The sequence below is a fragment of the Desulfosporosinus meridiei DSM 13257 genome (genome assembly GCF_000231385.2).
Taxonomy (GTDB): Bacteria; Bacillota; Desulfitobacteriia; order Desulfitobacteriales; family Desulfitobacteriaceae; genus Desulfosporosinus; species Desulfosporosinus meridiei.
The window spans coordinates 4,355,186-4,376,430 of record NC_018515.1 but is presented as its reverse complement, the minus strand read 5'-3'; the positions used below and the strand labels follow the sequence as shown (position 1 = coordinate 4,376,430).

General features: G+C 47.2%; 18 protein-coding genes. 16 read left to right on the top strand and 2 right to left on the bottom strand.

The features are described from left to right. Nucleotides 1-101 precede the first annotated feature (101 nt). From DESMER_RS20200 to DESMER_RS20145, 12 genes are all read left to right on the top strand, one after another. Nucleotides 102-1,121 (top strand): rod shape-determining protein, encoded by a 1,020-nt coding sequence (locus tag DESMER_RS20200; protein ID WP_014904928.1) that lies wholly within the window; start codon nucleotides 102-104, stop codon nucleotides 1,119-1,121. Between the two features lie 18 nt (nucleotides 1,122-1,139). Next, nucleotides 1,140-2,006: a rod shape-determining protein MreC gene (gene mreC / locus DESMER_RS20195; RefSeq protein ID WP_014904927.1), complete on the top strand. Its 867-nt coding sequence runs from the start codon at nucleotides 1,140-1,142 to the stop codon at nucleotides 2,004-2,006. 2 nt (nucleotides 2,007-2,008) lie between these two features. Continuing rightward, nucleotides 2,009-2,515 (top strand): rod shape-determining protein MreD, encoded by a 507-nt coding sequence (mreD, locus tag DESMER_RS20190; protein WP_014904926.1) that lies wholly within the window; start codon nucleotides 2,009-2,011, stop codon nucleotides 2,513-2,515. A gap of 818 nt (nucleotides 2,516-3,333) precedes the next feature. Then, nucleotides 3,334-5,454 (top strand): penicillin-binding protein 2, encoded by a 2,121-nt coding sequence (gene mrdA, locus DESMER_RS20185; RefSeq protein WP_014904925.1) that lies wholly within the window; start codon nucleotides 3,334-3,336, stop codon nucleotides 5,452-5,454. Between the two features lie 112 nt (nucleotides 5,455-5,566). Then, complete coding sequence (minC, locus tag DESMER_RS20180; RefSeq protein WP_014904924.1) at nucleotides 5,567-6,244, top strand: septum site-determining protein MinC; 678 nt, start codon at nucleotides 5,567-5,569, stop codon at nucleotides 6,242-6,244. 37 nt (nucleotides 6,245-6,281) lie between these two features. Further along, nucleotides 6,282-7,076, top strand: coding sequence for a septum site-determining protein MinD (gene minD, locus DESMER_RS20175; RefSeq protein WP_014904923.1), 795 nt, complete (start codon nucleotides 6,282-6,284; stop codon nucleotides 7,074-7,076). Nucleotides 7,077-7,105: 29 nt separating this feature from the next. Continuing rightward, on the top strand, nucleotides 7,106-7,399 hold the full coding sequence (gene minE / locus DESMER_RS20170; protein ID WP_014904922.1) for a cell division topological specificity factor MinE: 294 nt from the start codon (nucleotides 7,106-7,108) through the stop codon (nucleotides 7,397-7,399). A 283-nt stretch (nucleotides 7,400-7,682) separates the two neighbouring features. Then, nucleotides 7,683-8,843: a rod shape-determining protein RodA gene (gene rodA, locus DESMER_RS20165; protein WP_014904921.1), complete on the top strand. Its 1,161-nt coding sequence runs from the start codon at nucleotides 7,683-7,685 to the stop codon at nucleotides 8,841-8,843. A gap of 186 nt (nucleotides 8,844-9,029) precedes the next feature. Next, entirely contained in the window at nucleotides 9,030-9,797 is a 768-nt protein-coding gene (locus tag DESMER_RS20160; protein WP_014904920.1) for a murein hydrolase activator EnvC family protein, read from the top strand. Nucleotides 9,798-10,192: 395 nt separating this feature from the next. After that, nucleotides 10,193-11,068, top strand: a complete 876-nt coding sequence (locus DESMER_RS20155; protein ID WP_014904919.1) for a M50 family metallopeptidase — start codon at nucleotides 10,193-10,195, stop codon at nucleotides 11,066-11,068. Continuing rightward, complete coding sequence (locus DESMER_RS20150; protein ID WP_014904918.1) at nucleotides 11,065-11,298, top strand: type II toxin-antitoxin system RelE family toxin; 234 nt, start codon at nucleotides 11,065-11,067, stop codon at nucleotides 11,296-11,298. Before DESMER_RS20155 ends, DESMER_RS20150 begins: the two co-directional genes overlap by 4 nt. 12 nt (nucleotides 11,299-11,310) lie before the next feature. Next, complete coding sequence (locus DESMER_RS20145; RefSeq protein ID WP_014904917.1) at nucleotides 11,311-11,523, top strand: hypothetical protein; 213 nt, start codon at nucleotides 11,311-11,313, stop codon at nucleotides 11,521-11,523. A gap of 159 nt (nucleotides 11,524-11,682) precedes the next feature. On the opposite strand, the gene DESMER_RS20140 is transcribed toward DESMER_RS20145, so the two are convergent. Then, the gene (locus tag DESMER_RS20140; RefSeq protein WP_014904916.1) at nucleotides 11,683-11,916 is read right to left on the bottom strand and encodes an AbrB/MazE/SpoVT family DNA-binding domain-containing protein; all 234 of its coding nucleotides are present in this window, start codon (nucleotides 11,914-11,916) and stop codon (nucleotides 11,683-11,685) included. Nucleotides 11,917-12,167: 251 nt separating this feature from the next. Here DESMER_RS20140 and DESMER_RS20135 point away from each other — a divergent pair, with 251 nt between their 5' ends. The 4 genes from DESMER_RS20135 to DESMER_RS20115 all read left to right on the top strand — a co-directional run bounded on the left by DESMER_RS20135 (nucleotide 12,168) and on the right by DESMER_RS20115 (nucleotide 20,161). After that, nucleotides 12,168-14,024: a TIGR03960 family B12-binding radical SAM protein gene (locus DESMER_RS20135; RefSeq protein WP_014904915.1), complete on the top strand. Its 1,857-nt coding sequence runs from the start codon at nucleotides 12,168-12,170 to the stop codon at nucleotides 14,022-14,024. After that, nucleotides 14,021-14,725 (top strand): TIGR03936 family radical SAM-associated protein, encoded by a 705-nt coding sequence (locus DESMER_RS20130; protein ID WP_085931670.1) that lies wholly within the window; start codon nucleotides 14,021-14,023, stop codon nucleotides 14,723-14,725. Before DESMER_RS20135 ends, DESMER_RS20130 begins: the two co-directional genes overlap by 4 nt. A 1,005-nt stretch (nucleotides 14,726-15,730) precedes the next feature. Next, on the top strand, nucleotides 15,731-17,026 hold the full coding sequence (locus DESMER_RS20120) for an Rne/Rng family ribonuclease (RefSeq protein ID WP_014904913.1): 1,296 nt from the start codon (nucleotides 15,731-15,733) through the stop codon (nucleotides 17,024-17,026). Nucleotides 17,027-17,536: 510 nt separating this feature from the next. Next, nucleotides 17,537-20,161: a cell wall-binding repeat-containing protein gene (locus DESMER_RS20115; protein WP_014904911.1), complete on the top strand. Its 2,625-nt coding sequence runs from the start codon at nucleotides 17,537-17,539 to the stop codon at nucleotides 20,159-20,161. Nucleotides 20,162-20,298: 137 nt separating this feature from the next. Here the strand turns inward: DESMER_RS20115 and DESMER_RS20110 are convergent, their stop codons facing one another. Continuing rightward, on the bottom strand, nucleotides 20,299-21,225 hold the full coding sequence (locus DESMER_RS20110) for an SGNH/GDSL hydrolase family protein (protein ID WP_014904910.1): 927 nt from the start codon (nucleotides 21,223-21,225) through the stop codon (nucleotides 20,299-20,301). Nucleotides 21,226-21,245 lie beyond the last annotated feature (20 nt).

The following is a 21,245-nucleotide window of genomic DNA, read 5'->3' as shown; positions in this document are numbered from 1 at the left end:
TAGACTTTCTAGCCTAAATTTCTGTGCGAACTTTGTTCGCTTCAATATCGAACCACGAACCACTAACTACGAACCACGAATACGGAGGGAGTAATAACACCATGTTTAATTTTTTTAGCAAGGATTTAGGTATAGATTTAGGAACTGCGAATACAGTAGTTCATGCCAAGGGGAGAGGGATTGTGGTACGGGAACCCTCAGTAGTGGCTATGGACATAAGCACGAAGACCCCCATGGCTGTGGGAGACAGTGCCAAGGAAATGATTGGCCGGACACCCAGCAACATCGTGGCAATTCGCCCCTTAAAAGATGGAGTTATCTCTGATTTTAACGTAACTCAAAAAATGCTCAAGTATTTTATCAGCAGAGCTTTAGGAACGGAGCATCCCTTTATCCGCCCTCGGGTGGTTATCTGCGTACCCTCGGGAGTCACTCCTGTGGAAGAACGGGCAGTCAAAGAAGCGGCTATGGCTGCCGGAGCCAAAGATCCCATAATTTTAGAAGAGCCTATGGCAGCGGCCATCGGTGCCGGACTCCCGGTCAGTGAACCGACAGGAAATATGATCGTGGATATTGGTGGCGGGACAACAGAAGTTGCTGTAATTTCCTTAGGGGGAATTGTAACCAGCCGTTCAATTCGTGTAGCTGGGGATGAGATGGATGATGCCATCATTGCCCACATAAAACGACGCTATAATTTAATGGTCGGTTATCGGACTGCTGAAACCCTTAAATTCGAAATCGGCTATGCTTACAAAGCGGAAAAAGGAATGTACACTGTCCGGGGACGGGATTTGCTGACAGGACTTCCAAAAACCATCGAAGTAACTTCGGAAGAAATTCAGGAAGCTCTTCAGGAGCCGGTCATGGCAATCGTAGATGCCGTGAAATCCTGTTTAGAAAAGACTCCACCAGAATTATCATCCGACATCATGGATCGGGGCATAATGATGGCAGGCGGTGGGTCATTATTACGTAATCTCGATCGACTAATCTCAGAAGAAACGGGTATTGCTGTCCACATAGCGGAGGATCCTTTGTCCTGTGTCGCTATTGGCACAGGAAATGTCTTAGAACATGCTGAAATCCTTCGTAGAATCGCCGCCTCGCAAAAGAGCTAAAAAAAGCGGGGAGGAATTATGGTGAGGAAAAGAGTAAATGTAACGGGAATTGCGGTTCTCGTTTTCTTTCTCTTGTTGGGGGTATTGATAGCAATCCGCTTCACAGGGTTGGGGAGCAATTTCCCTAATCCTGTTGGGGGAGTTATGCAGCGAGTTTTTAGTCCCTTAGAATCCCCTATTCTCCAAATAGGGAATGCAATAAGAGATAATACCAGGGCAATCTGGGACTTTGAGGAAGTCGCCAAAGAAAATGAGGAACTCCTTAAGAAGGTTGACCAGTTGACCGGAGATAACCTTAAGCTGAAAACAGAAATCTTGGCCGGGATGCGTTATAACGAGCTGGACCAAGGTCAATTTCGCAGTCCGACCCTGGATAAATTTGAAAAGGTTGGAGCCAGTGTCATTAACCGTAATCCAACAACCTGGTATCGTACTTTAACCTTAAATCGCGGCACTCAAGATGGGGTGGCCATTAATTGCCCGGTTATTGGGGATTTGGGAATTGTGGGGAAAATCGTATCCGTTACCCCAACCACCTCGGAAGTCTTATTGATCCTCGATGGGGAAGGGCAAGTCAGCGCCAAGGTAGGGGGCAGCACCGGTACCGGTACCTTTGGAATCGTACAAGGGAACTATACACGAGGCTCTCGCCTGACCTCACAAGGTAATCTACAAATGCTTTTTCGCAGAGATGATAGTGTTAATGCTGGAGACTTAGTACTGACCTCCGGGCTGGGAGGGGTTTACCCTAAAGACGTTCCCGTGGGGCAGGTTAAGGAAATCCAATTAGATCCTTCAGGTTTATTGAAGACGGCCTATATTCAACCACTGGTCAATTTTGACTCTCTTGAAGAGGTTTACATCGTAAAAATGGGTGGTGAATAATAGTGCGTTATATTTTGATCGCGGTAATGTTCTTATTAAGCCTGATTTTACCGGGCACACTCTTTCACTTTTGGTCTTGGTCAGGGATCAAGCCTGATTTACTCATGCTTTTAACCATCTATATAGCCATGCATCATAGACTTCACTCAGGTTTAATCTGGGGTGTGGCTGCGGGCTTGTTAGAAGACCTATATTTAGGCCGTTACATCGGAATGTACACTCTGACCCTTACGGTGGTCGCCTTTTTAAGCTATTGGCTGGCCGAACGTTGGTATAGAGAAAACTTTCCTTTGACTACCTTCATGGTGTTTATCGTCACCGCAGTGGGGCAGATCTTAGTGGCTTTTTTAAGCTTAGGTGCCGGACTCCATTGGTCTCTGGCGGACCTGGGCCGACTGGTCATAGGAGTCTCCTTATATAACGCCATCTTAGTACCCTTAACTTACCCTTGGATTCATCAGTCCTTTGTAAGGGGCTGGTTAAGGTATCGCCCGAGATATGAACGTTAGTGAGGAACTTTCTTAGCCCAGTCGCACACTCCTACGGCGCGAAAGTATTCCTCTATGGCGCTGCGCCTCCGGCGATAGTGTCCACCGGACACTATCGTGCTATTCACTTGCCGCTAAGGCTAAAACGCAAAACCTCCGGGCTTTTCTGCATGTGAACCGTTGCGTTTCTTCACGCCTTATCGCCTGCGCTCATTGACGCGATTCCACTAAAGTGCTCCTTAAGCTAAGAAACTTCCTCTGGCTTAGGTAGGGGGTCGACGGTGGCTTAGAACGACTAAGGCTTGGAACGACGGGGGCTCAGAATGACGAGAGCTTGGACGATATCTTAGAGGCTGTTTGCGTCTTTGAAGCAAAGGCGTTTATGAGAGGAAGCGGTGGGAGGTAAGAGGACCGTCCCCTTGCTATCGAGGCTGTTTACCCTCTTTGATGTAAAGGCGTATATGGGAGTATGCAGGGAAAGCTTCTCGTACCCCCGTTCCCAGGTTTCGTTCCCCTTCGTCCCCCAAACCCAGAGAGGGTCGCGATCACACGACGCGACGCCTATGCGGGAATCGTAGCCAAACTCGGCTTTAATCCGCTTGCATCAAGCAGGGCGGGAAACAGGACGTTTCCCGCCGGCCATGCGACAGGGACGCCGCTTTGGCCGGGAACCCTGCTCTCATGCATAACGGATTAAAGCCCTAGTTTGGTACGATGACCGCATGGCAGAGCAAGTGTGACGCGATCCCTCCCCAGAAAAGGACCCCAAATAGTATCCAAAATTGGACCCAGAAAAGTCCCCCCAACCTTCTCCCGAAATCGAGAAAGGAGCCAAACGAATGGATGACAAAGAACGCAAACCCTACATGTATCGTCTCTGGAGTCTAGGCGCAGTGGTTATTCTTGTTTTCTTAATTCTCGGCTTTAACCTCTGGCGGCTGCAAATCGCCCAAGGTTCCTATTATACAGCTATGGCCAAGGGCAATGTTATGAAGCTGGTTAAGGTACCTCCTACCCGGGGAGATATTGTGGATAGAAACGGAACCCTTCTGGTAACCAGTGTTCCGCAGTTCGTTCTTCACTTGGATTGGATGGATTTACAACAAGCTAAGAGCAGTAATTGGATAGATGTGGTCAGAAAATTAGCCGAGTATATTAAACCCTATTGGCCCAATGCCAATCAAAGCGTCGAGTCCATCACTGAAGATATTCTGGCTAATATTCAGAATCACCAATGGGAACGTTATCGCCCGGTTATCATCCTTGATGAGGTTGTCCCCGAACTTCAGGCCGTCATTGCGGAACACCAGGAGGAACTCCCCGGCGTAAGTGTGGATGCTATTCCTGTTCGGGATTACCCGCAAGCTACCTTATTAGGCCAGCTCTTAGGCTATGTCCGAGAAATCTCCGATCCGGAAATAACCCAATTTAATAAAAATCCCGATGCCCAAGCGGCGGGATTTGAATATGCCCAGGGAGATATGGTCGGTAAGATGGGGGTAGAAAAATCCTATGATTTTTGGCTGCGGGGCAAGGAAGGGATACAACAGGTAGAAGTGGATAACAATGCCCGCCCTGTTTCTAAACAAATACTCCATCCTGCCCAAGCCGGAAAAACCGTGCAACTGACCATCGACGCTGATCTGCAGAAGATAGTCGATGATACCTTAGATCAAGTCATCACTAATATTCAAAAAGAAAATCCCGCTGCTCATGCCGGGGCAGCAGTTGTCATGGATGTCAACACCGGCAAGATCTTAGCCATGACTTCTCGTCCGGGAATGAACCCTAATGAATTGATTGGCTTAATCTCCGAAGAGACAGCAGAAAAATATTGGCCCCAAGACCCCAAACATGCTTCCCAGGCAGCTTCCCTTAATCGGGCTTTGACGGGTTTGTATCCCCCTGGATCTACTTTTAAAATGGTGACAGCCATGTCTGCTTTGCAGATGAACCTCACCACCCCGAATGAACGTATTGACGATAAACTATCCTCATTAGGGGGCCTGGGTGCTCAACAACAAGGAATCGCCGAATGGGGCGGGAACTACTTCGGTCAGGTCAATTTGTACCGTGCCTTGGCTAAATCCTCCAATATTTATTTTGAAATTATGGGGCGTCGGGTTTTTGACGAAAACCCGGAAACTATCGGTCGAATCGCCCGGGAATTTGGCTTAGGTATCGAAAGCGGCATTGATTTGCCGGGAGAAGCCAAAGGAATTTCCCCTTCAGCGGAATGGAAGAAAAGCTATTTTACAAATATCCATGAGAATGCAGCTAAATCTCGGGATGAATCCCTGACTAAGATTGACAGCGAGTATGCTCCCAGACTGGAGCAAGCTGCTGATGAAGCTACCCGGCAGCAACTTCAAAATGAAAAAGACGCTGAAATTAAAAAGGTTAATGATTTATACAAGTTAAGAACTGCTGAGCCTCTTGATTGGCGGCCCTATGACAGTTATAACAATTCTATCGGGCAAGGATATAATGCTTATACTCCTATTCAATTAGCTAATTATGTCGCCACCATGGTCAACGGAGGAAAGCATTTCCAGCCCTTTGTGGTTGAGAAGCTCTTGGATCCCCTCACCGGGGAGACGGTTAAACAGTTTGAATCAAAAGTCCTGAACAATGTCTCGGTGTCTCCTGAAGTTTTAGAGCAGGTCAAGCTGGGGATGCGGGAAGTAACCCAAGGAGAAGGAACCGCTAACTGGCTCTTCTCAGATGTACCGGAATACTCTGGAGGCGCAAAAACAGGTACCGCTCAGATCGGTTCCAAAAATACAATATCAGGGGAAATCTACAACGGGGTCTTTGTGGCTTTTGCTCCCTATGACCATCCCCAGGTAGCCTTTGCCGGAGTGGTTGAATTTGGAGGACATGGAGGAGAAACGGCAGGTTTGGTCGCCAAGGCGGCTTTTATGAAGTATTTTGGTTGGAAGAGCACGAATGGAGGCTGAAAAACGAGGAAATTTATCCTCGTTTTTTTCTTTTCGATAAAGGGAAATTGGACAGGCTTGTAGAATTTAAAGAGAGCATTTAATTATGACAAGCAATGGAGGATTGTGCACGTTGACACGGACAGATCATGTGGCACTTAAAGGAACCCGCGACGGTCTGGTCTTGTACCTGGATCCGGCTGCGGACTTTGAATTGCTGATCAATGAACTTAGTACCCTTATGAAGAACTCGGATCAATTCCTCCAAGGTGCAGCCGTTCGGTGTTACGCCGGGAAAAGAGAGTTCTCAGAGGAGGAAATCGCTGGTATAGCCGCCGCTTTGAAGGAATCTGGGTTAGAACTTGCAGGCTGGCTGACCGAGGATGAAGTCTACCTTCCTAAGCCCAGGCCCTCAGTATATGCGGAAAGAGAGGCACGTCTGGAAGAAGGAATGGTTGAAGGACATTGTCTCTTTGTAGAACGCTCAATGCGCTCGGGAAAGAGTGTGCAGTATGAGGGGCATGTTGTAGTGATGGGTGATGTTAACCCAGGAGCGGAAATAATTGCGACTGGAAATATTGTCGTTCTGGGTTCCCTTAAAGGGGTTGCTCATGCAGGAGCGACAGGAAATCGAGAGGCCACGGTAAGCGCCTATCATCTGGCCCCTACTCAATTGCGAATCGCGGATTTGGTCACCAGGGCTCCGGATGACGGAACTGAAATCCGAGGGCCGGAGATTGCTAAGATCAAGGATGACCAATTAGTAGTAGAAGCAGCCGGACTGAGCGGTTGGCGCGGCAAGGCCCGTTAATAAGAGAATAAGTCTATAGTGAAAGGCAGGTCTAACTATGGGTGAGGTAATCGTAGTAACTTCTGGAAAAGGGGGCGTAGGCAAGACGACAACATCGGCTAATATTGGCACTGGTTTAGCCAATAATGGCCATAAAGTCGTTCTTGTTGATACAGATATAGGTTTGCGTAACCTTGATGTGGTATTGGGTTTAGAGAATAGAATTGTTTACGATTTGGTGGATGTAACCAGTGGTAATTGCCGTTTGAAACAAGCACTTATCAAAGATAAGCGTTTTACCAATCTCTTTTTGCTGCCGGCTGCCCAAACAAAAGATAAAACAGCCGTCAATCCTGAGCAAATGAAGGCCCTCTGCCAGGAGCTTAAAGAAGAATTTGATTATGCAATTATAGATTGTCCGGCAGGAATCGAGCAAGGCTTCCGTAACGCCATTGCCGGTGCGGACCGAGCGGTTGTGGTTTGTACACCTGAAGTCAGTGCAGTCCGGGACGCAGACCGGATTATTGGCTTACTGGAAGCATCGGAACTAAGAAATCCAAAATTAATCATTAACCGTCTGCGCCCGGATATGGTAAAACGCGGTGACATGATGGATATTTCAGATATTTTAGATATCCTAGCCATCGAGCTTATTGGGGTGGTTCCCGAAGATGAGAGCATCGTAGTTTCCACGAACCGTGGTGAACCTGCAGTCATGGATCTGGGCTCAAAAGCAGGAGAAGCGTACCGACGGATTACAAAGAGAATCCAAGGGGAAGAGGTTCCCCTGATGAACCTCGAAGTACCTAAAGGACTCATGGATAGATTGAAGAAACTCATTGGCCTAGGTTGACCGTTCTGTACTGAGAGGAGGAATTGTCCTTGTTAGAATTTATCAGCCGGATGCTAGGCAGGGAAAGTGCCTCAAGCAAGTCGGTAGCAAAAGAACGTCTACGGCTTGTCTTAGTGCACGACCGTGCCAGCATTTCGCCTGCCATGCTTAACAAATTAAGAGAAGATCTTGTTAAAGTAATCTCTAACTACATGGAGATCGACGAAGCTGCCTTGGAATTTAATCTTTGTCAAGACGACCGTGAAGTAGCTTTAATTGCCAACATTCCTGTCGTAAAAATGAAGCGAGATTATTCTGCTAAGGGTCAAGAACTGAATAGCTAAATCGGATAAAGAAAGATACCCTCACTTTGAAAAAAGCGGAGGGTATCTTTTATGTATAATTATAGCAATGTTATATTCGTAGAATACTATACGTCAAGCTAGGTTCCCTTAATAGTGCAGGCTTTAAGCGGTATTTAGAACAATTTTCGAATTAATAGCCGTTTGTTGATTAATTTACCTTATCTCATGACAGCCGACCAAAAGGCTTTGGGACCCCCAAAATAGTGTGATATAATGATGAAGAATTGTATCGAAAATAAACTGCCTAAGGGGAATTTATTGCGTGGATAGACGATCGTTAAGAAATCTAGACTTGTTATTCCTGCTATTTACCTTTTTACTATTAGCAGCCAGTCTCATAATTTTGAGTACGGCTTCAATTAATGTCATGAAATCAGATCCGTTTCACTATGTGGAAACTCAAGCTGTCTGGATATTGACGGGTATCGTGATTGCAGTGGTTCTCGCAGTGATTGACTATACTAAATGGCAGCATTTTCGTTGGTGGATCTACGGCTTTAATTTGCTGCTGCTTTTAGCGGTCATCTTTTTTGGAGATGCAGCTAAAGGTGCTACTCGCTGGATTTATTTCACCCCCTCTATCGGAATTCAACCCTCAGAGTTTGCTAAAATCTTTATAATTCTTACTTTCGCCGACTTTCTTGTCAAACGTAAAGGAAAACTGAATAATGTCAAGGACTTTATTGTGCCCTTCTTATTTGTTCTGGTTCCGATGCTTTTGATCTTTAAACAGCCGGATTTAGGGACAACCCTAGTGTTTGTGGCAATCTTTATTGGCATGATGTTCGTGGCGGGGGCTAACCCTTATAAATTTGGAGGATTATTAGTTGGCGGGGCGGTCATAGTAGGAATAGCACTTTGGCTGCACTTTTCCCAAGACTTACCTGGATGGCTGCAGTGGGCTCAGGGACTGCCCCTGCCCTTACAGGATTACCAGCTGAATCGTCTGGTTATCTTTATGGATCCGGCAGCTGATCAGACCGGGGATGGATGGCATATTCTGCAATCACTTTGGGCCATAGGATCAGGGGGGTTATGGGGAAAAGGCTATCGGGCGGGTACTCAAGGGCAGTTGAATTTTTTGCCTGAGCACCACACAGACTTTATTTTTTCTGTAGTAGGAGAAGAATTTGGTTTCATTGGAACCATCACCTTACTGTTCCTCTTCCTCATCTTCCTTTTGCGCGGTGTTTATATAGCCTTAAGGGCCAGGGATATGTATGGAATGCTGATTTCAACAGGAATCGTTTCCATGTTCACCTTTCATATCTTGGTCAATGTGGGTATGACTTCCGGAATTATGCCGGTCACAGGAATCCCTCTGCCCCTGATCAGTGCCGGAGGAAGTGCTATGTGGTCGAATATGGCGGCTATTGGGCTGTTACTTAGTGTTAACTTAAGGCACCGGAGGCTGATGTTTTAGCGAGGCTCGATGTACGAGGCACGAAGCATGAGGTTGAAGGGGAGTACTTTCTTTCTTCAGACTGGCATTACAATAATAAATCAATCATAGAATAGAACTGCTAAGCGGTTCTATTTTTTTTTCTGTTTCATAGACTTACTAAAGAATGTACGAGCTGTAATTGTGGTTCGATAAGGGGGTTGCCGGATGAATCCTTTTGAACGTTGGGATGATTGGGAATGGGAACGGGCCATTCAAGAAGTTGGTAAAGAGCAGGGAAGAGGCAAATCCATTCCGCGTAATAATCAATATACTCGGCATCGCAGTAATGGAAAGAGAGACTGGGGCAGCTTCTTTAACCATTGGAATAGCACCCAGAAGCGAACTCTTTTATCCGCCCTGCTGTTCTTAATGGTTTTTTTCAGCGCTAACAGTTCGGATCATGTCTCCCGAATAGTGCATTCCATTTATCGGGGAGGGATGGATTCAGGCAATTATTACACAGCTCTCAATAATATGGCGAAGGAAGCCTTATCTCTGGGAGGGGTTTCCGGCGAAAGCGTTGCTGTCGATCTGAAGATGAAAGGCAAGTTCTTGCCGCCCATTTCCGGTCCGGTCATGGCCGGCTTTGGAGATAAGGCCAGTGACGGCTCAGTCCATCAAGGTCTGGATGTGGGAAGTGCCTTAGGAATTCCGGTATTTTCCCCAGCTGGCGGGGTTGTGACGTCAGTCGGGGAAGATCCCCAGTTAGGTAAATTGGTTAAAATTGATTTTGGTGACGGATGGACGACTGTTCTTGGCAATCTCGGCGAAGTTCAGGTTCAAAAAGGCCAGCGCCTGGAGAAGGGGCAGACCGTAGGAACCGTGGGGCTTTCTGCACCCCTCAAGAAGCCCTGGCTTCACTTTGAATTGAGGAAGAATAATCAGCCTCTTAATCCTATCCCTTACTTGATACCGCCTGAGGTGAAGAATTAGTAAGCGGAGCGCATTGCTAGCTGTGTTAACCCGTGCGAAGACAGTGTCTTCGATGCACGCGTCTGCGAGTTCCGCCGCTATCTCGTTGGACGGTTCGCGAGCGCGTCCGAACCTCCGGGTATTTCTGAATGTTAACCTGCGGCGCGCTACGGGGACGCGAACCGTCGGCACTCGTCTAAACGCGGCTTCACTGACGCATCCGCTTAGCGGAAAGCGCTCCTCCAGCTGGGGGTGTAAGCAGAATTTGAGGGACTTAGGTCAGGCTTTGCAGAATCTGCACATTGTGAGCGAATTACGAGCCTCGGAACTCTGTGTGAACGAGATCTTTCAGGTCTCTGGATTTTCCTGGAAAATAAGTGTCTGAATTGGAGCAAGTTAAGGGGGAGAGTCAATAAATGCAGCTATTTAAGATATCCGGAGTAAGCGTCCGAATCCACCCCACATTTCTGGTAGTATTAGTGCTATATGGAGTCCTGGGTTTATTAGCCCAGGCTCTTCTCATCTTCGCCCTGGTGGTAGGGCATGAATTGGCTCATCTCTTGGTTGCTAAGGCCTATGGCTTTAAAGTTGAAGGACTTGAGTTATTTCCCTTTGGAGGAGCCGCTTATTGTGATGGCCTCTTTGAAGGCCGCAAGGTGGAAGAGAGCTTGATGGCTTTGGCCGGTCCGGCTTTTAACCTGGTTCTTCTCTTTGGAGCTCAGGCCTTACGCTGGAACGGGCTATGGTGGGGGGAGCTCTCCGAAGAGTTTATCCGCTATAATCTCTGGCTGGCAGCATTTAACTTAATTCCTGTGTTGCCTTTAGATGGGGGGCGGGTGATTCGGGCACTATTCGTGGAAAGCTTCGGGTACGTACGTACCACAAAGTTTTTGGCGGAAGCGGGCAGATGGTTAGGGGTTTCCTTTGCTCTCTATGGAATTGTCTTAGGGGTTCAGGGTAAATTTTCAGAAGGGCCCCTTTCTCTCTTAATCCTGGGAGGCTTCTTTTGGTTTGCAGGGAGTAAGGAAATCTCCTCAGCTCATATTACCTTTCTCAGGCAATTAACTCGTAAGAAAGAAGAATTATTGAAAAAGGGCCTGATGCGCAGTCACTGGCTTACAGTGCAGAAAGATACTCCCTTGGTGAGAATTGTCGAAGAATTTACCCCTGATCGCTATGCCATGGTCAATCTCAGCAACGAAAAGGCGGGAATGGAGAAAATTCTTACGGAAACAGATATTGTCGAAGGGATGCTGCGAGAAGGTATTCATTATCCGGTGGGCAAGCTATGATAAAAATTAATAGTTTTGATAAGTCTGTAAAGCAGAGAATTAAAACAGGAATAGAAGGACTGCTTGAAGTACCCCCAAAGGGTGATATTAAGCAGATGCAGGGCACAAACCCTTCTGTTCTTCGTTTACGCATAGGTAAGTATCGAGTATTATATGAGTATACCCATCTAAATGACGAAGAAATTTTACTGATTAAGGATATTGGATTACGAGGGGACATTTACAAGTAAGGGGATGATTATATGTCTGCAGTTTCAAAGCAAATCGTTGATATGATTGATATGCTTCCTGAGTCTGAACAGGAGTTAGCATTCGAAATGATTAAAAGAATAGTCCTTGCTTGGGACAGTGATTTCACAAAGCTGACGCCTCTGGAGAGAGAAAGATTAACCCAATCTGAAAAAGAAATAGCCAATGGAGATACCATTAACCATTCGGACATCGACTGGAATTAAACTTAAAGTAGTGGTGTGCTTTTCATTAGTCACCAACTCTGCCCCCACTTTCTGAAAAAAGAACGTGGGGGCTTTTTATTAGACGTTGTATACGCAAGTATTATATATTCCCAAGTGTTTGAACTTCAGCAATTAGCGTTAGAATATTAAGGGCTTTATTCACCATTTTTCCCCTCCCACCGGCTCTCCCCAATCGATTTCTTCCGGCTCATATTCATCCGGAATCCGGGCGAGTAATTCTTTTAAATCGTATTTTTTTCGGGTGACAATGATCCTTTCTCCATCAAGTTCCACATCAATGGGAGTCCCGTCGCTAATTTTTAGTGAATTAGCCATTGAAGCAGGAATCCGTATACCGATGCTGTTTCCCCATTTTCGGGCAATTGTCTTCATGATTCCATCTCTTTCACTTGATATCGTATATACAAAGTATAAATAATTTAGAGGTTTATCAAGTTAAAATTAGATAGCATAGCAAAAATCTTCTAATTTTAACTAGTAGTTCTGACAGAGTTAAGAATAGAGGATTTGAAAAACTAATTGCTCAATATTAAATCCTTAATACCTAGGATTTTTAGGGAATTACGGTTATATATGATATAATTTAAGTTCACAATATACTACAAGGAGGCCTCACTGACACCATGAGTAATAATACTGCGGCGGATATACGCCGGCAGGTCGAACGCTTTTTACCTAAAGTATTAAAGCCTAGCCGATATATCGGATCAGAATGGAATGTCATGAAAAAAGATTGGGCGGAAACTGATGTTCAGATGGTTTTTGCCTTTCCGGATGTTTATGAGGTGGGTATGTCCCATTTGGGAACCAGAATCCTCTACCATCTGGTTAATTCCTTCCCGGAATTTCTTTGCGAAAGAGTTTTTACCCCTTGGGTGGATATGGAGAAAGAACTGAGGGACAGAGAAATTCCCCTTTATGCCTTGGAATCTTTTAAGCCCATCAAAGATTTTGATGTGGTGGGATTCACTCTCCAGTACGAAATGAGCTTTACCAACATTCTCAATATGCTGGATCTGGCGGGAATCCCCATGAGAACAGAGGAGCGGGGACCGGATGATCCTTGGGTCATTGCCGGAGGCCCCTGTGCCTATAATCCTGAACCTCTCGTCGGGTTTATTGACTTTTTTTTGATTGGAGAAAGTGAAGAACAACTGCCTGAAGTCCTGCGCTTAGTGGGTGAGCAGAAGAAAAACCCGGTTTCCCGTAAAGAGTTTTTACGAAAAGTTGCTCAAGTCCAAGGGGTCTATGTTCCGGAATTTTACCATATAACCTATAAAGAAGATGGTCGTATTGAAAAAATCGAAGCCGAAGAAGGATTCCCGGCTCTGGTGGAAAAGGCTATTGTACCGGATTTAGATCAGGCCTATTATCCTACCAATCCAGTGGTACCGTATTTGGAAATTGTTCACGACCGAATGATGCTGGAGGTAATGCGGGGCTGCTCCAGAGGATGTCGGTTCTGCCAAGCGGGCATGATTTATAGACCTGTTCGGGAACGTTCACCGGAGACTCTGCTCAGGCAGACTGAGGAGTTAGTGCGGGCCACCGGCTACGATCAGATCGCTCTCACCTCACTTTCCACCGGGGATTACTCCTGCATTCAGCCTGTCATTCACGGCATTTTAGAAAAGCACGGAGAAGAAGGGGTAGGGGTTTCTCTCCCTTCACTCAGAGTCGATTCCTTTGATGTTGAGCTGGCTGAAACTGTCCAGAAGGCACGAAAATCCGGCATGACCTTTGCTCCGGAAGCAGGTTCACAACGCTTGCGGGATGTCATCAATAAAGGCGTCGAGGAGCAAAACCTTTTGGAAGCAGCAGAAGCCGCCTTTAAAAAAGGCTGGTCGACAATTAAGCTCTACTTTATGGTGGGATTGCCGACAGAGACCCAGGAAGACATCGATGGAATTGTGGATCTGGCCAAAAAAGTCGCTAATCTGGGAACCAAGTTAGGCCGCAGAAATATCACAGTGACGATCTCTACCAGCGTCTTTGTTCCCAAGAGTCATACTCCTTTTCAGTGGGAACCACAGGAAGCAGGTTCTTCTGTAGAGCTAAAGCAGAGATACCTGAGAGAAAAGCTGAGAGATCGACGCTTGAAATATAACTATCACGATATGAGCACAAGTTATCTGGAAGCTGTCTTTGCCAAAGGAGACCGCAAACTAGCCCAGCTCCTGGAATGGGCGGTGAAACATGGCTGTCGTTTCGATGGTTGGTCTGACCAATTTAAAGAGGATGTCTGGATGGAGGGCTTCAAAGAGTTAGGAATTGACCCCCATTTTTACGCCAATCGAGCGATAGATTATGATGACGTCTTACCCTGGGAGCATATAGGGAGCGGCGTGTCAAAACAGTTTTTAATTGAAGAACACCATCGGGCACTCCAAGCAGCTAAGACTATTGATTGCCGGCATAATGATTGTACCGGATGCGGAGTTTGTCCGAGCAGAGGAGTTCAGATTGAGTTGAAAGGGTGAGTGCCATGCGGCTAAGAATCGCCTATACGAAAATTGAGGATGCCAGATATATTGCCCACTTGGATTTGACAAGAGTCTTTGAGCGGGCCATCCGAAGGTCTGGAATCCATATGAGTTATTCCGAAGGTTTTAATCCTCGTCCCAAGATCTCCTTTGGTTTTGCCTTAGCGGTAGGAACCGAGGGGGAGCGGGAGTATGTGGATGTGGAGCTCCGGGAAGACATGGATTTAGGGGAAGTGTTAGCTCGGGTTCAGGAACAGCTGCCTCCCGGGATACGGTTGCTCCAAGGGCGGGCCATGGACCAGGGAGCTAAGTCCTTAATGGCGGTGCTCAATGCTGCCAGTTATCGCATCCGAGTCCCTATGGCTTTGCCTATTCAAGCAGAGCGGTTGCAGGAAGCGGTGAGCGCTTGGCTGGGACGGGAGCATGTGACTTTTTCTCGTTACTCGAAAAAAGGGCCGACGGATAAGGATATCCGGCCCTGGGTCAAACATTTGGCAGGAAAGATTCAAGGGGATGAGGTTCTCTTTGATCTGGAGGTCGAGATGGGGAACTCGGGAAGTGTGCGTCCGGAGGAAGTGCTGGCCAGTCTGAGGGAACTTGAGAATCTGCCCATTGAGTTGGATGAGCTGCAGGTGATTCGGACAGGGGTGCATGTGAGTTATGAGGGCGGGAAGAGCTCGCCGTTTGAGACGGCTTAGTGGGCTTTGAGGGCCCTGGCTTTGGGGCGGGAGGGTCGCGACACCTTGTTCGGCCATGCGTTCGTCGTGCCAAACTAGGGCTTTAAATCCGGATGAGAGCGGGCAGGGTTCCCGGCCAAAGCGGCGTCCGTGCCGCATGGCCGGCGGGAAACGTCCTGTTTCCCGCCCTGCTTGATGAAAGCGGATTTAAAGCCGAGTTTGGCTACGACTCTCGCATAGGCCTCTCGTCGGTGTTCGTGCCCCTCCCTCTGAGGTCTCTGGGGTAGTGTGCGGGCGGGGCTCCGAAAGGGAGTTGCGCCGTTGGCTTGGAGACTGACGGGGGCAGGAGACGGTTTAGGTCGCTTGGTGGGATATGCTTCGTGCATGTGCACCATCTGAATCGGTGCCGCAGGATGAGCGGTGGGCTGTCGGCTTGTAGGGTCGAACGGGAGCAGGATACGATCTTGGGCCGCTTGGTGGGACATGCTTCGTGCATGTGCACCATCTGAATCGGTGCCGCAGGATAAAGCGGTGGACTGCTGGCGTGAAGGGTCGGACGGGAGCAGGAGACGGTCTCAGGCCGCTTGGGGGGACATGCTTCATGCATGTGCACCATCTGAATCGGTGCCGCAGGATTAGCGGCGGGCTGTCGGCTTGTAAGGCCGAACGGGAGCAGGAGACGATCTCAGGCCACTTAGCGGGACATGCTTCATGCATGGCACCTCTGAATCGGTGCCGAATAAGCAGTTCACCAAGGTGCTTATAAGAAATACATAATCGTGACCCGGCTTAGAACGCAGCTTTACAAGAGCGATCCTCTTTGACGGAGTGGCTAGCCAAACTTGGCGAAAGGGGTGCTTGCATAAGCGGGGCAGTGTACAGGACGTACACTGCCGGCCATGCGGCAAGGACGCCGCTTTGGCCGGGAACCCCGCCCGCTTTCATAAACCCCTTGAGCCTTAGTTTGGCCCACGACGTCATGAGGTGAGCGTTGTAATGCAAGTTCAACGAGGAGGTGTTAACATAATGAAAAACCGAGCTGCGGAGCCCCACCGGAAGGAAATCGTTCTGCAAAGCCAAAGCGAAGGATCTGGCTCCAACCAATTTCAAAAGATCCGAGCAGCTGTCTTTGAGCAGGGTGAACTCATGGAAGTGTTTGAGGATGAGGGCGGTTCAACCCACATGGTGGGGAATATTTATCGGGGGAGAGTTGAGAATGTCCTTCCCGGTATGCAGGCCGCTTTTGTGGATATTGGCTTAGATAAGAATGCCTTTCTGTATGTGGGAGATGCTATTCCTCCTCGCTTTGATGAAGAGGATAAAGCGCCGATTATCCAGGAAAGGATTGAGAATGTTCTTAAACCTCGGCAGGAGCTTTTGGTGCAGGTTACCAAGGAACCCGTGGGTACTAAGGGGGCCAGGATTAGTGTTAACATCACCTTGCCGGGGAGATATGTGGTTCTTTTGCCCCAGGTCAATTATGTTGGGGTGTCCCGGAAGATCCAGGATAATAATGAACGCACCAGATTGAAAGACTTGGCTGCCGCAGCCAAGCCGGAAGGTATGGGGGTGATTGTCCGGACTCTGGCGGAAGGGATTGATGGTGACGAGATCAAGGATGACATTACCCAACTGGTTGCTTATTGGCAAGCTTTATTGCCCAAAATTCCTCACGTCTCTGTACCGGGGTTGGTGCATAAAGATGTTGACCTGATTTCTCGCTTGATCCGGGACTGGATTGATCAGGATGTTGAGAAAATCACCGTTGATCAGGATGAAGTAGGGAAAATTTTGCGCAAAGCTTTGCGGGACATTGAACATCCTGCTGCTAAACAGGTTTTTGTAGTTCCGGCAAAAGACCTTTTTGCCAACTATGGTGTGGATGATGAGATCCGTAAAGCCCTGCGGTCTAAAGTCTGGCTGAAAAGCGGAGGGTATCTGGTCATTCAGCAAACAGAGGCCTTGATCGTCATTGATGTCAACACGGGAAAATATGTGGGTCAGAGATCCTTGGAAGAAACTGTGGTTCACACGAATCTGGAGGCTGCTTGGGAAATTGCCCGTCAGCTGCGGCTGAGGAATTTAGGCGGGATTATTATTATCGACTTTATCGATATGACCACGGAAGAGTCTCAAAAACAGGTGATTGAGGCCTTGGAAACGGCCTGCGCCCGAGATAAAACAAAGTCTCAGGTTTTAGGGCTGACTCAACTTGGACTGGTGGAAATGACTCGGAAGAAAGTGGGTCAGACCTTGCTAGTTCGCTATACTTCCCCCTGCCCTAACTGTGATGGGAGCGGCCGGGTGCGAGGGGAGATATAGATATTATTTTGTTTAAAATTTCCCAGCGTTATATTGATTATTGTCGTATTCTGTAATAAGGTATCTTTGTGAGTCGTTTTACAGAAGGAGGCAGTCAGCACATGGGCTTACCTTGGCATAAGCTTAGTCGCAAGAAGCAAAATATGTATATCATACTTATGGCTGTAGTATTAGCAGGGATTATTACCGGAATTGTCTTCCTGGTCAATATGAGCTAGAGGATAATCAATCCTATGAATTTAATGGAAACAACGGAGAAAGAACGATTGTTATGAAATTGTTCTTTCTTTTTTATGCGCAAAAAAATAGCTAAAAGTCAAAAATATAGAAATATCTAGATATTCCTTGCAGGATTATCCATGGAAATAGCGAAGTAAATGGAATAACTTTTTACAGGTGAGGGACATTTTACCTTAATTGGTTTATATCATTATATATGACGGTTCCGCACCACCTATAGATTGTCATTGTAAAAGTAATCAGAACACGAACAGTAAGAGGAGGTAAATCATGAAAAAGACTAAACAAAAAGTGTTGAATGGCTGCATGGCTGTGGCAGTTGCTTTGTCAGCAACCATAGCACCTGCTGTGGCAAATGCTGCAACACCCAGCGCAGTGACCAGGATTGGTGGGTATGACCAATATGCAACCGCCGCACTGATGGCCCAAAAGGGTTGGACAGGAACCAGTGATAGTGTGGTTCTCTCAGCCGGGATGAGCTATTCCCTGGTGGATGCCCTCGCTGCAGGTCCTTTGGCAACCAAATTAAAGGCTCCTATCTTGTTGACGGATAACGGTGAGACCTTAAATGCTTCTGCAAAAGCTGAATTACTTCGTTTAAAACCGAAAAAAGTATATATCACCAGCGGTACAGCGGTGATTAAACAATCTGTGCTTAATGAAATCAGTGCTCTGGGCATAACCCCGGTTCAGCTCGGTGGCTATGATCAATACGAAACCTCAGTTAACATAGCTAAGGAAATGGGCAAACAAGGAGTCAACATCTCTAAAGTTGTAGTTGCTGCCGGTTATCTAACCCCGGCGGATGCCTTATCTGTTGCCCCTATCGCCGCCGCTCAGGAAATGCCGATTTTAACCACGACTCAAGGACAGCTTCCTGCTTCGGTCAAAACCTATCTGGATAGCCTTGGTGATAAGGTTAAGGAATCCTATGTAGTGGGCGGAACTGCCGTAGTGTCGGATGCAGTCAAAGGTCAATTAAAAGGGAGCGTCAAGCGATATTCCGGTCTTTCCAAGTATGACACTAACGTCCAAATCCTTAAGGGCTTTACTAAGTCTTACAAAAATGACAAGGTCTATGTCGCTAATGGGGAAACCTTAGTTGACGCCTTAGCCGTTGTGCCTCTGGCTGCTGCAACGGGATCGCCTGTCGTCCTGGTTAATCAACAACTGGACAATTCCACCAAGGAATTTGTGAAGTTGAACCTCGCGACAGATGATATGATTGCCGTAGGGGGAGAGGCTGTAGTACCTACTGCGGGAATGAATGCTCTGACTTCTGCTCTTTCATATTCTACGGCTAAAGAGACCGTCGGTTCTGCAGATGCTGCTGCCCCTGCAGTATTAACGGATAACGTTATGCTCATAGGTGATAACATCACTTTACAAAATGCTAAGGCCAATTACAGCGTCTATGTTAAGGGAGATAATATTACCCTCAAAAACCTCACCGTCAAAGGAACCGTCTTCGTAGATCCGGGTGAGAAAGGAACAGCAACGATTGACGGCGTAACTGCTGCTAACATTGTCGTCCTCTCCGGAGCATCAGACAGTATTCATATCAAGAATACTACTGCCGGGGTTCTTACGGTAGACAGTGACAGTGATGTACGGGTTGAGGCCTCAGGGACTACAAACATTGGGGATACAGTGGTTCGCAGCTTCGCCATCCTTGATGCTAATGGCGCTAAGATGGGAGTCGTTACAATTACCAGTACCCCGGGACAAGAGCCGGTTGTTGAACTAAGAGGAACTTTCACTGAGCCTGTGGTGGTAGAGAGTCAGGTTACTCTGAAGGCCGCAGCAGACGCGGTTGTTCCAAATGTTGTTGTGAACACAGAAACTCCGGAACAAAAGGTTACTATAGAAGGAAGCTTTAAAGCGGTAGAGGTAAAATCCCAAGGGAAACTGGCCTTGGCAGAAAAAACAGTTGTTGAAAGCATGAAAACTGATGTGAAAGCTGAGATTACGATTCCGAAAAGTTCGAGCATCGGCAAATTAGACTCGGGTTCAACGGGGACATTGGTCAGCGGCGGCGGAAAAGTAAATGGTAAGGATACGACCTCAACGCCCAGTACACCTCCCGGAACGCCTTCCACAGGTGGAAGCAGCGGCGGTGGAGGTGGCGGTGGAAATAATGGGGGAACAACGACTTCTACTAAGATTTCCGATTTCGCCATCAAGAACGGCTCAGCCAATGTAATACCGGTTGTTACAGTAAATGGTACAAGTAAAACGGCAGATTTGAGTGGTATTACTAATCCCGATCAAAGGATTACAGGCATTCAAATTAATTCCGATCCTGCGGGTAGTACCTTACAACTCAATAGCCTTGTTTCCCCTTTCTTAGGTACAGTTAGCTTTTCTAACAAAACCTTCTCTTTAAGTGGTCCGATTACTATGTCTAACCTGCTTGGCGGTACAATTAGCGGCGGAGATGTTAGTGTAGGTTCATTACGTGCATTGTTTGGTTCTTACGTAACTCTGAATGGCACTCTCTCGAAATCTGACTATAGCTCCAGTAGTGTCAGTTTGAGACTTGACTTGGGAACCTCGACAGGAAACTTAAATAACGAATGGGCAACAATGTCAATCAATAACACTACTCACACCATTACGGCCAATATTAAAGCCGGTGAAGAGGATACTCTGTTAAGTACCATGGGAATCAAAAACCTGCTGACCTCTTCCATTGGAGTTCTGCCAACCTATGTGAAAGCCGGAAGCAGCACATGGATAAGTCCCAGCAACGAGGATGGGAGAGAAGATATTAGAAACGCCATAGGGACGATGCTGGGTAAGTCCTGGGGGGAAGCTAAGCTAATAAATCTTAGGGGAGAAGAAATTAAATTTAAAGATCAAAACTCTGTTCAATGGACGATAGTTTTTAGCTAAGCTGGGACTTAAAATTTTAATGTTTATTTTTCCGGGCAAATATGAGGAGCCGACTGCTATAGCAGACGGCTCCTTACTCAGTAATGTATAAACCTTAATCGGCTTAGTAATATTCGGACTATCCTTTCTCCGCGGGGTTAATTCTTCCTCCCCAAAACCCTCTCCAACCCCTTCAACACCCCATCCGCAAAAATCCTATACCCCTGATCATTGGGATTAACTCCATCTGCCAATAACTCAGCCAGAGGAGCCGGATCCTGGATAAAGGCTGCCCACAGGTCAACAACCGGAAGCCGATGCTTTTTCCCCAGCTCAATTAGAACCTGCCGATAGGGAAAAAACTTATTATTCTGCTCAATGTTTTTCACAGGCGGTTCAATGACTATGAGGATGTCCGCCTTGGGATTCAGGGCTTGAAGTTCGCTGAGCAGCTCCTCGTACTTTTGCTTGAAATTTTTTGTAGTCAGCACAGTCCAGTCATTTCTGCCCAAGCAAAGAATAATCAGGTCTGTATCCGGGGTCACTTCAGGAACATAAGTCGACACATCATTGACAGTGGCCTGATCCGTGGTTTTAAAGGCCCACTGAAAATTTCCCGGGTATTTAGCTTGAAGCTCCTTGGCAACTAAAGCGTGCCAGCCCAGTTCATCCTTATTGGAAGCGCCTTGACTTGCGGCCACAGCATCTCCGAAGACAAGGGCTTTGACGGTGGTCGGCTCAGTGATTTGAGCTAACCCTTGCTGGGTAACCTTGTTTTCCTCGATAACCGGATTCGGAGCTGACTTCTCAGAGCCAGAGCCAGAAGCAGTGCCAGTGCCAGAGCCAGTAGCAGAGCCGGAGCCAGAGTCTGAAGCAGAGGCAGAATCTGAGGGCCTTGCCGCATCTGTATCCTCATCCGAATCCTTATCTGGATCTGCTGGGTCAGCCGCCGCCGGAGGAGGCTGTTTGAAGGCAGCGGCAGTTGCCTCTCCGTGATTCAGGGCCCAGAATATAGCGATGATCAAGGATGCTATGATCAGGGCAGCTAAGATGATATATAATTCCAGTTTAGCAATTCGTACCATTGAAACCCTTTCCCCCTAAA

Bases quoted from the DNA above. Each gene is read 5' to 3' on its own strand.
- DESMER_RS20120 (WP_014904913.1), top strand. From the start codon at position 15,731: ATGAAAAACCGAGCTGCGGAGCCCCACCGGAAGGAAATCGTTCTGCAA.
- DESMER_RS20145 (WP_014904917.1), top strand. From the start codon at position 11,311: ATGTCTGCAGTTTCAAAGCAAATCGTTGATATGATTGATATGCTTCCT.
- DESMER_RS20135 (WP_014904915.1), top strand. From the start codon at position 12,168: ATGAGTAATAATACTGCGGCGGATATACGCCGGCAGGTCGAACGCTTT.
- minD (WP_014904923.1), top strand. From the start codon at position 6,282: ATGGGTGAGGTAATCGTAGTAACTTCTGGAAAAGGGGGCGTAGGCAAG.
- DESMER_RS20200 (WP_014904928.1), top strand. From the start codon at position 102: ATGTTTAATTTTTTTAGCAAGGATTTAGGTATAGATTTAGGAACTGCG.
- DESMER_RS20140 (WP_014904916.1), bottom strand. From the start codon at position 11,916: ATGAAGACAATTGCCCGAAAATGGGGAAACAGCATCGGTATACGGATT.
- mrdA (WP_014904925.1), top strand. From the start codon at position 3,334: ATGGATGACAAAGAACGCAAACCCTACATGTATCGTCTCTGGAGTCTA.
- DESMER_RS20150 (WP_014904918.1), top strand. From the start codon at position 11,065: ATGATAAAAATTAATAGTTTTGATAAGTCTGTAAAGCAGAGAATTAAA.
- DESMER_RS20155 (WP_014904919.1), top strand. From the start codon at position 10,193: ATGCAGCTATTTAAGATATCCGGAGTAAGCGTCCGAATCCACCCCACA.
- DESMER_RS20110 (WP_014904910.1), bottom strand. From the start codon at position 21,225: ATGGTACGAATTGCTAAACTGGAATTATATATCATCTTAGCTGCCCTG.
- mreC (WP_014904927.1), top strand. From the start codon at position 1,140: ATGGTGAGGAAAAGAGTAAATGTAACGGGAATTGCGGTTCTCGTTTTC.
- DESMER_RS20160 (WP_014904920.1), top strand. From the start codon at position 9,030: ATGAATCCTTTTGAACGTTGGGATGATTGGGAATGGGAACGGGCCATT.
- DESMER_RS20115 (WP_014904911.1), top strand. From the start codon at position 17,537: ATGAAAAAGACTAAACAAAAAGTGTTGAATGGCTGCATGGCTGTGGCA.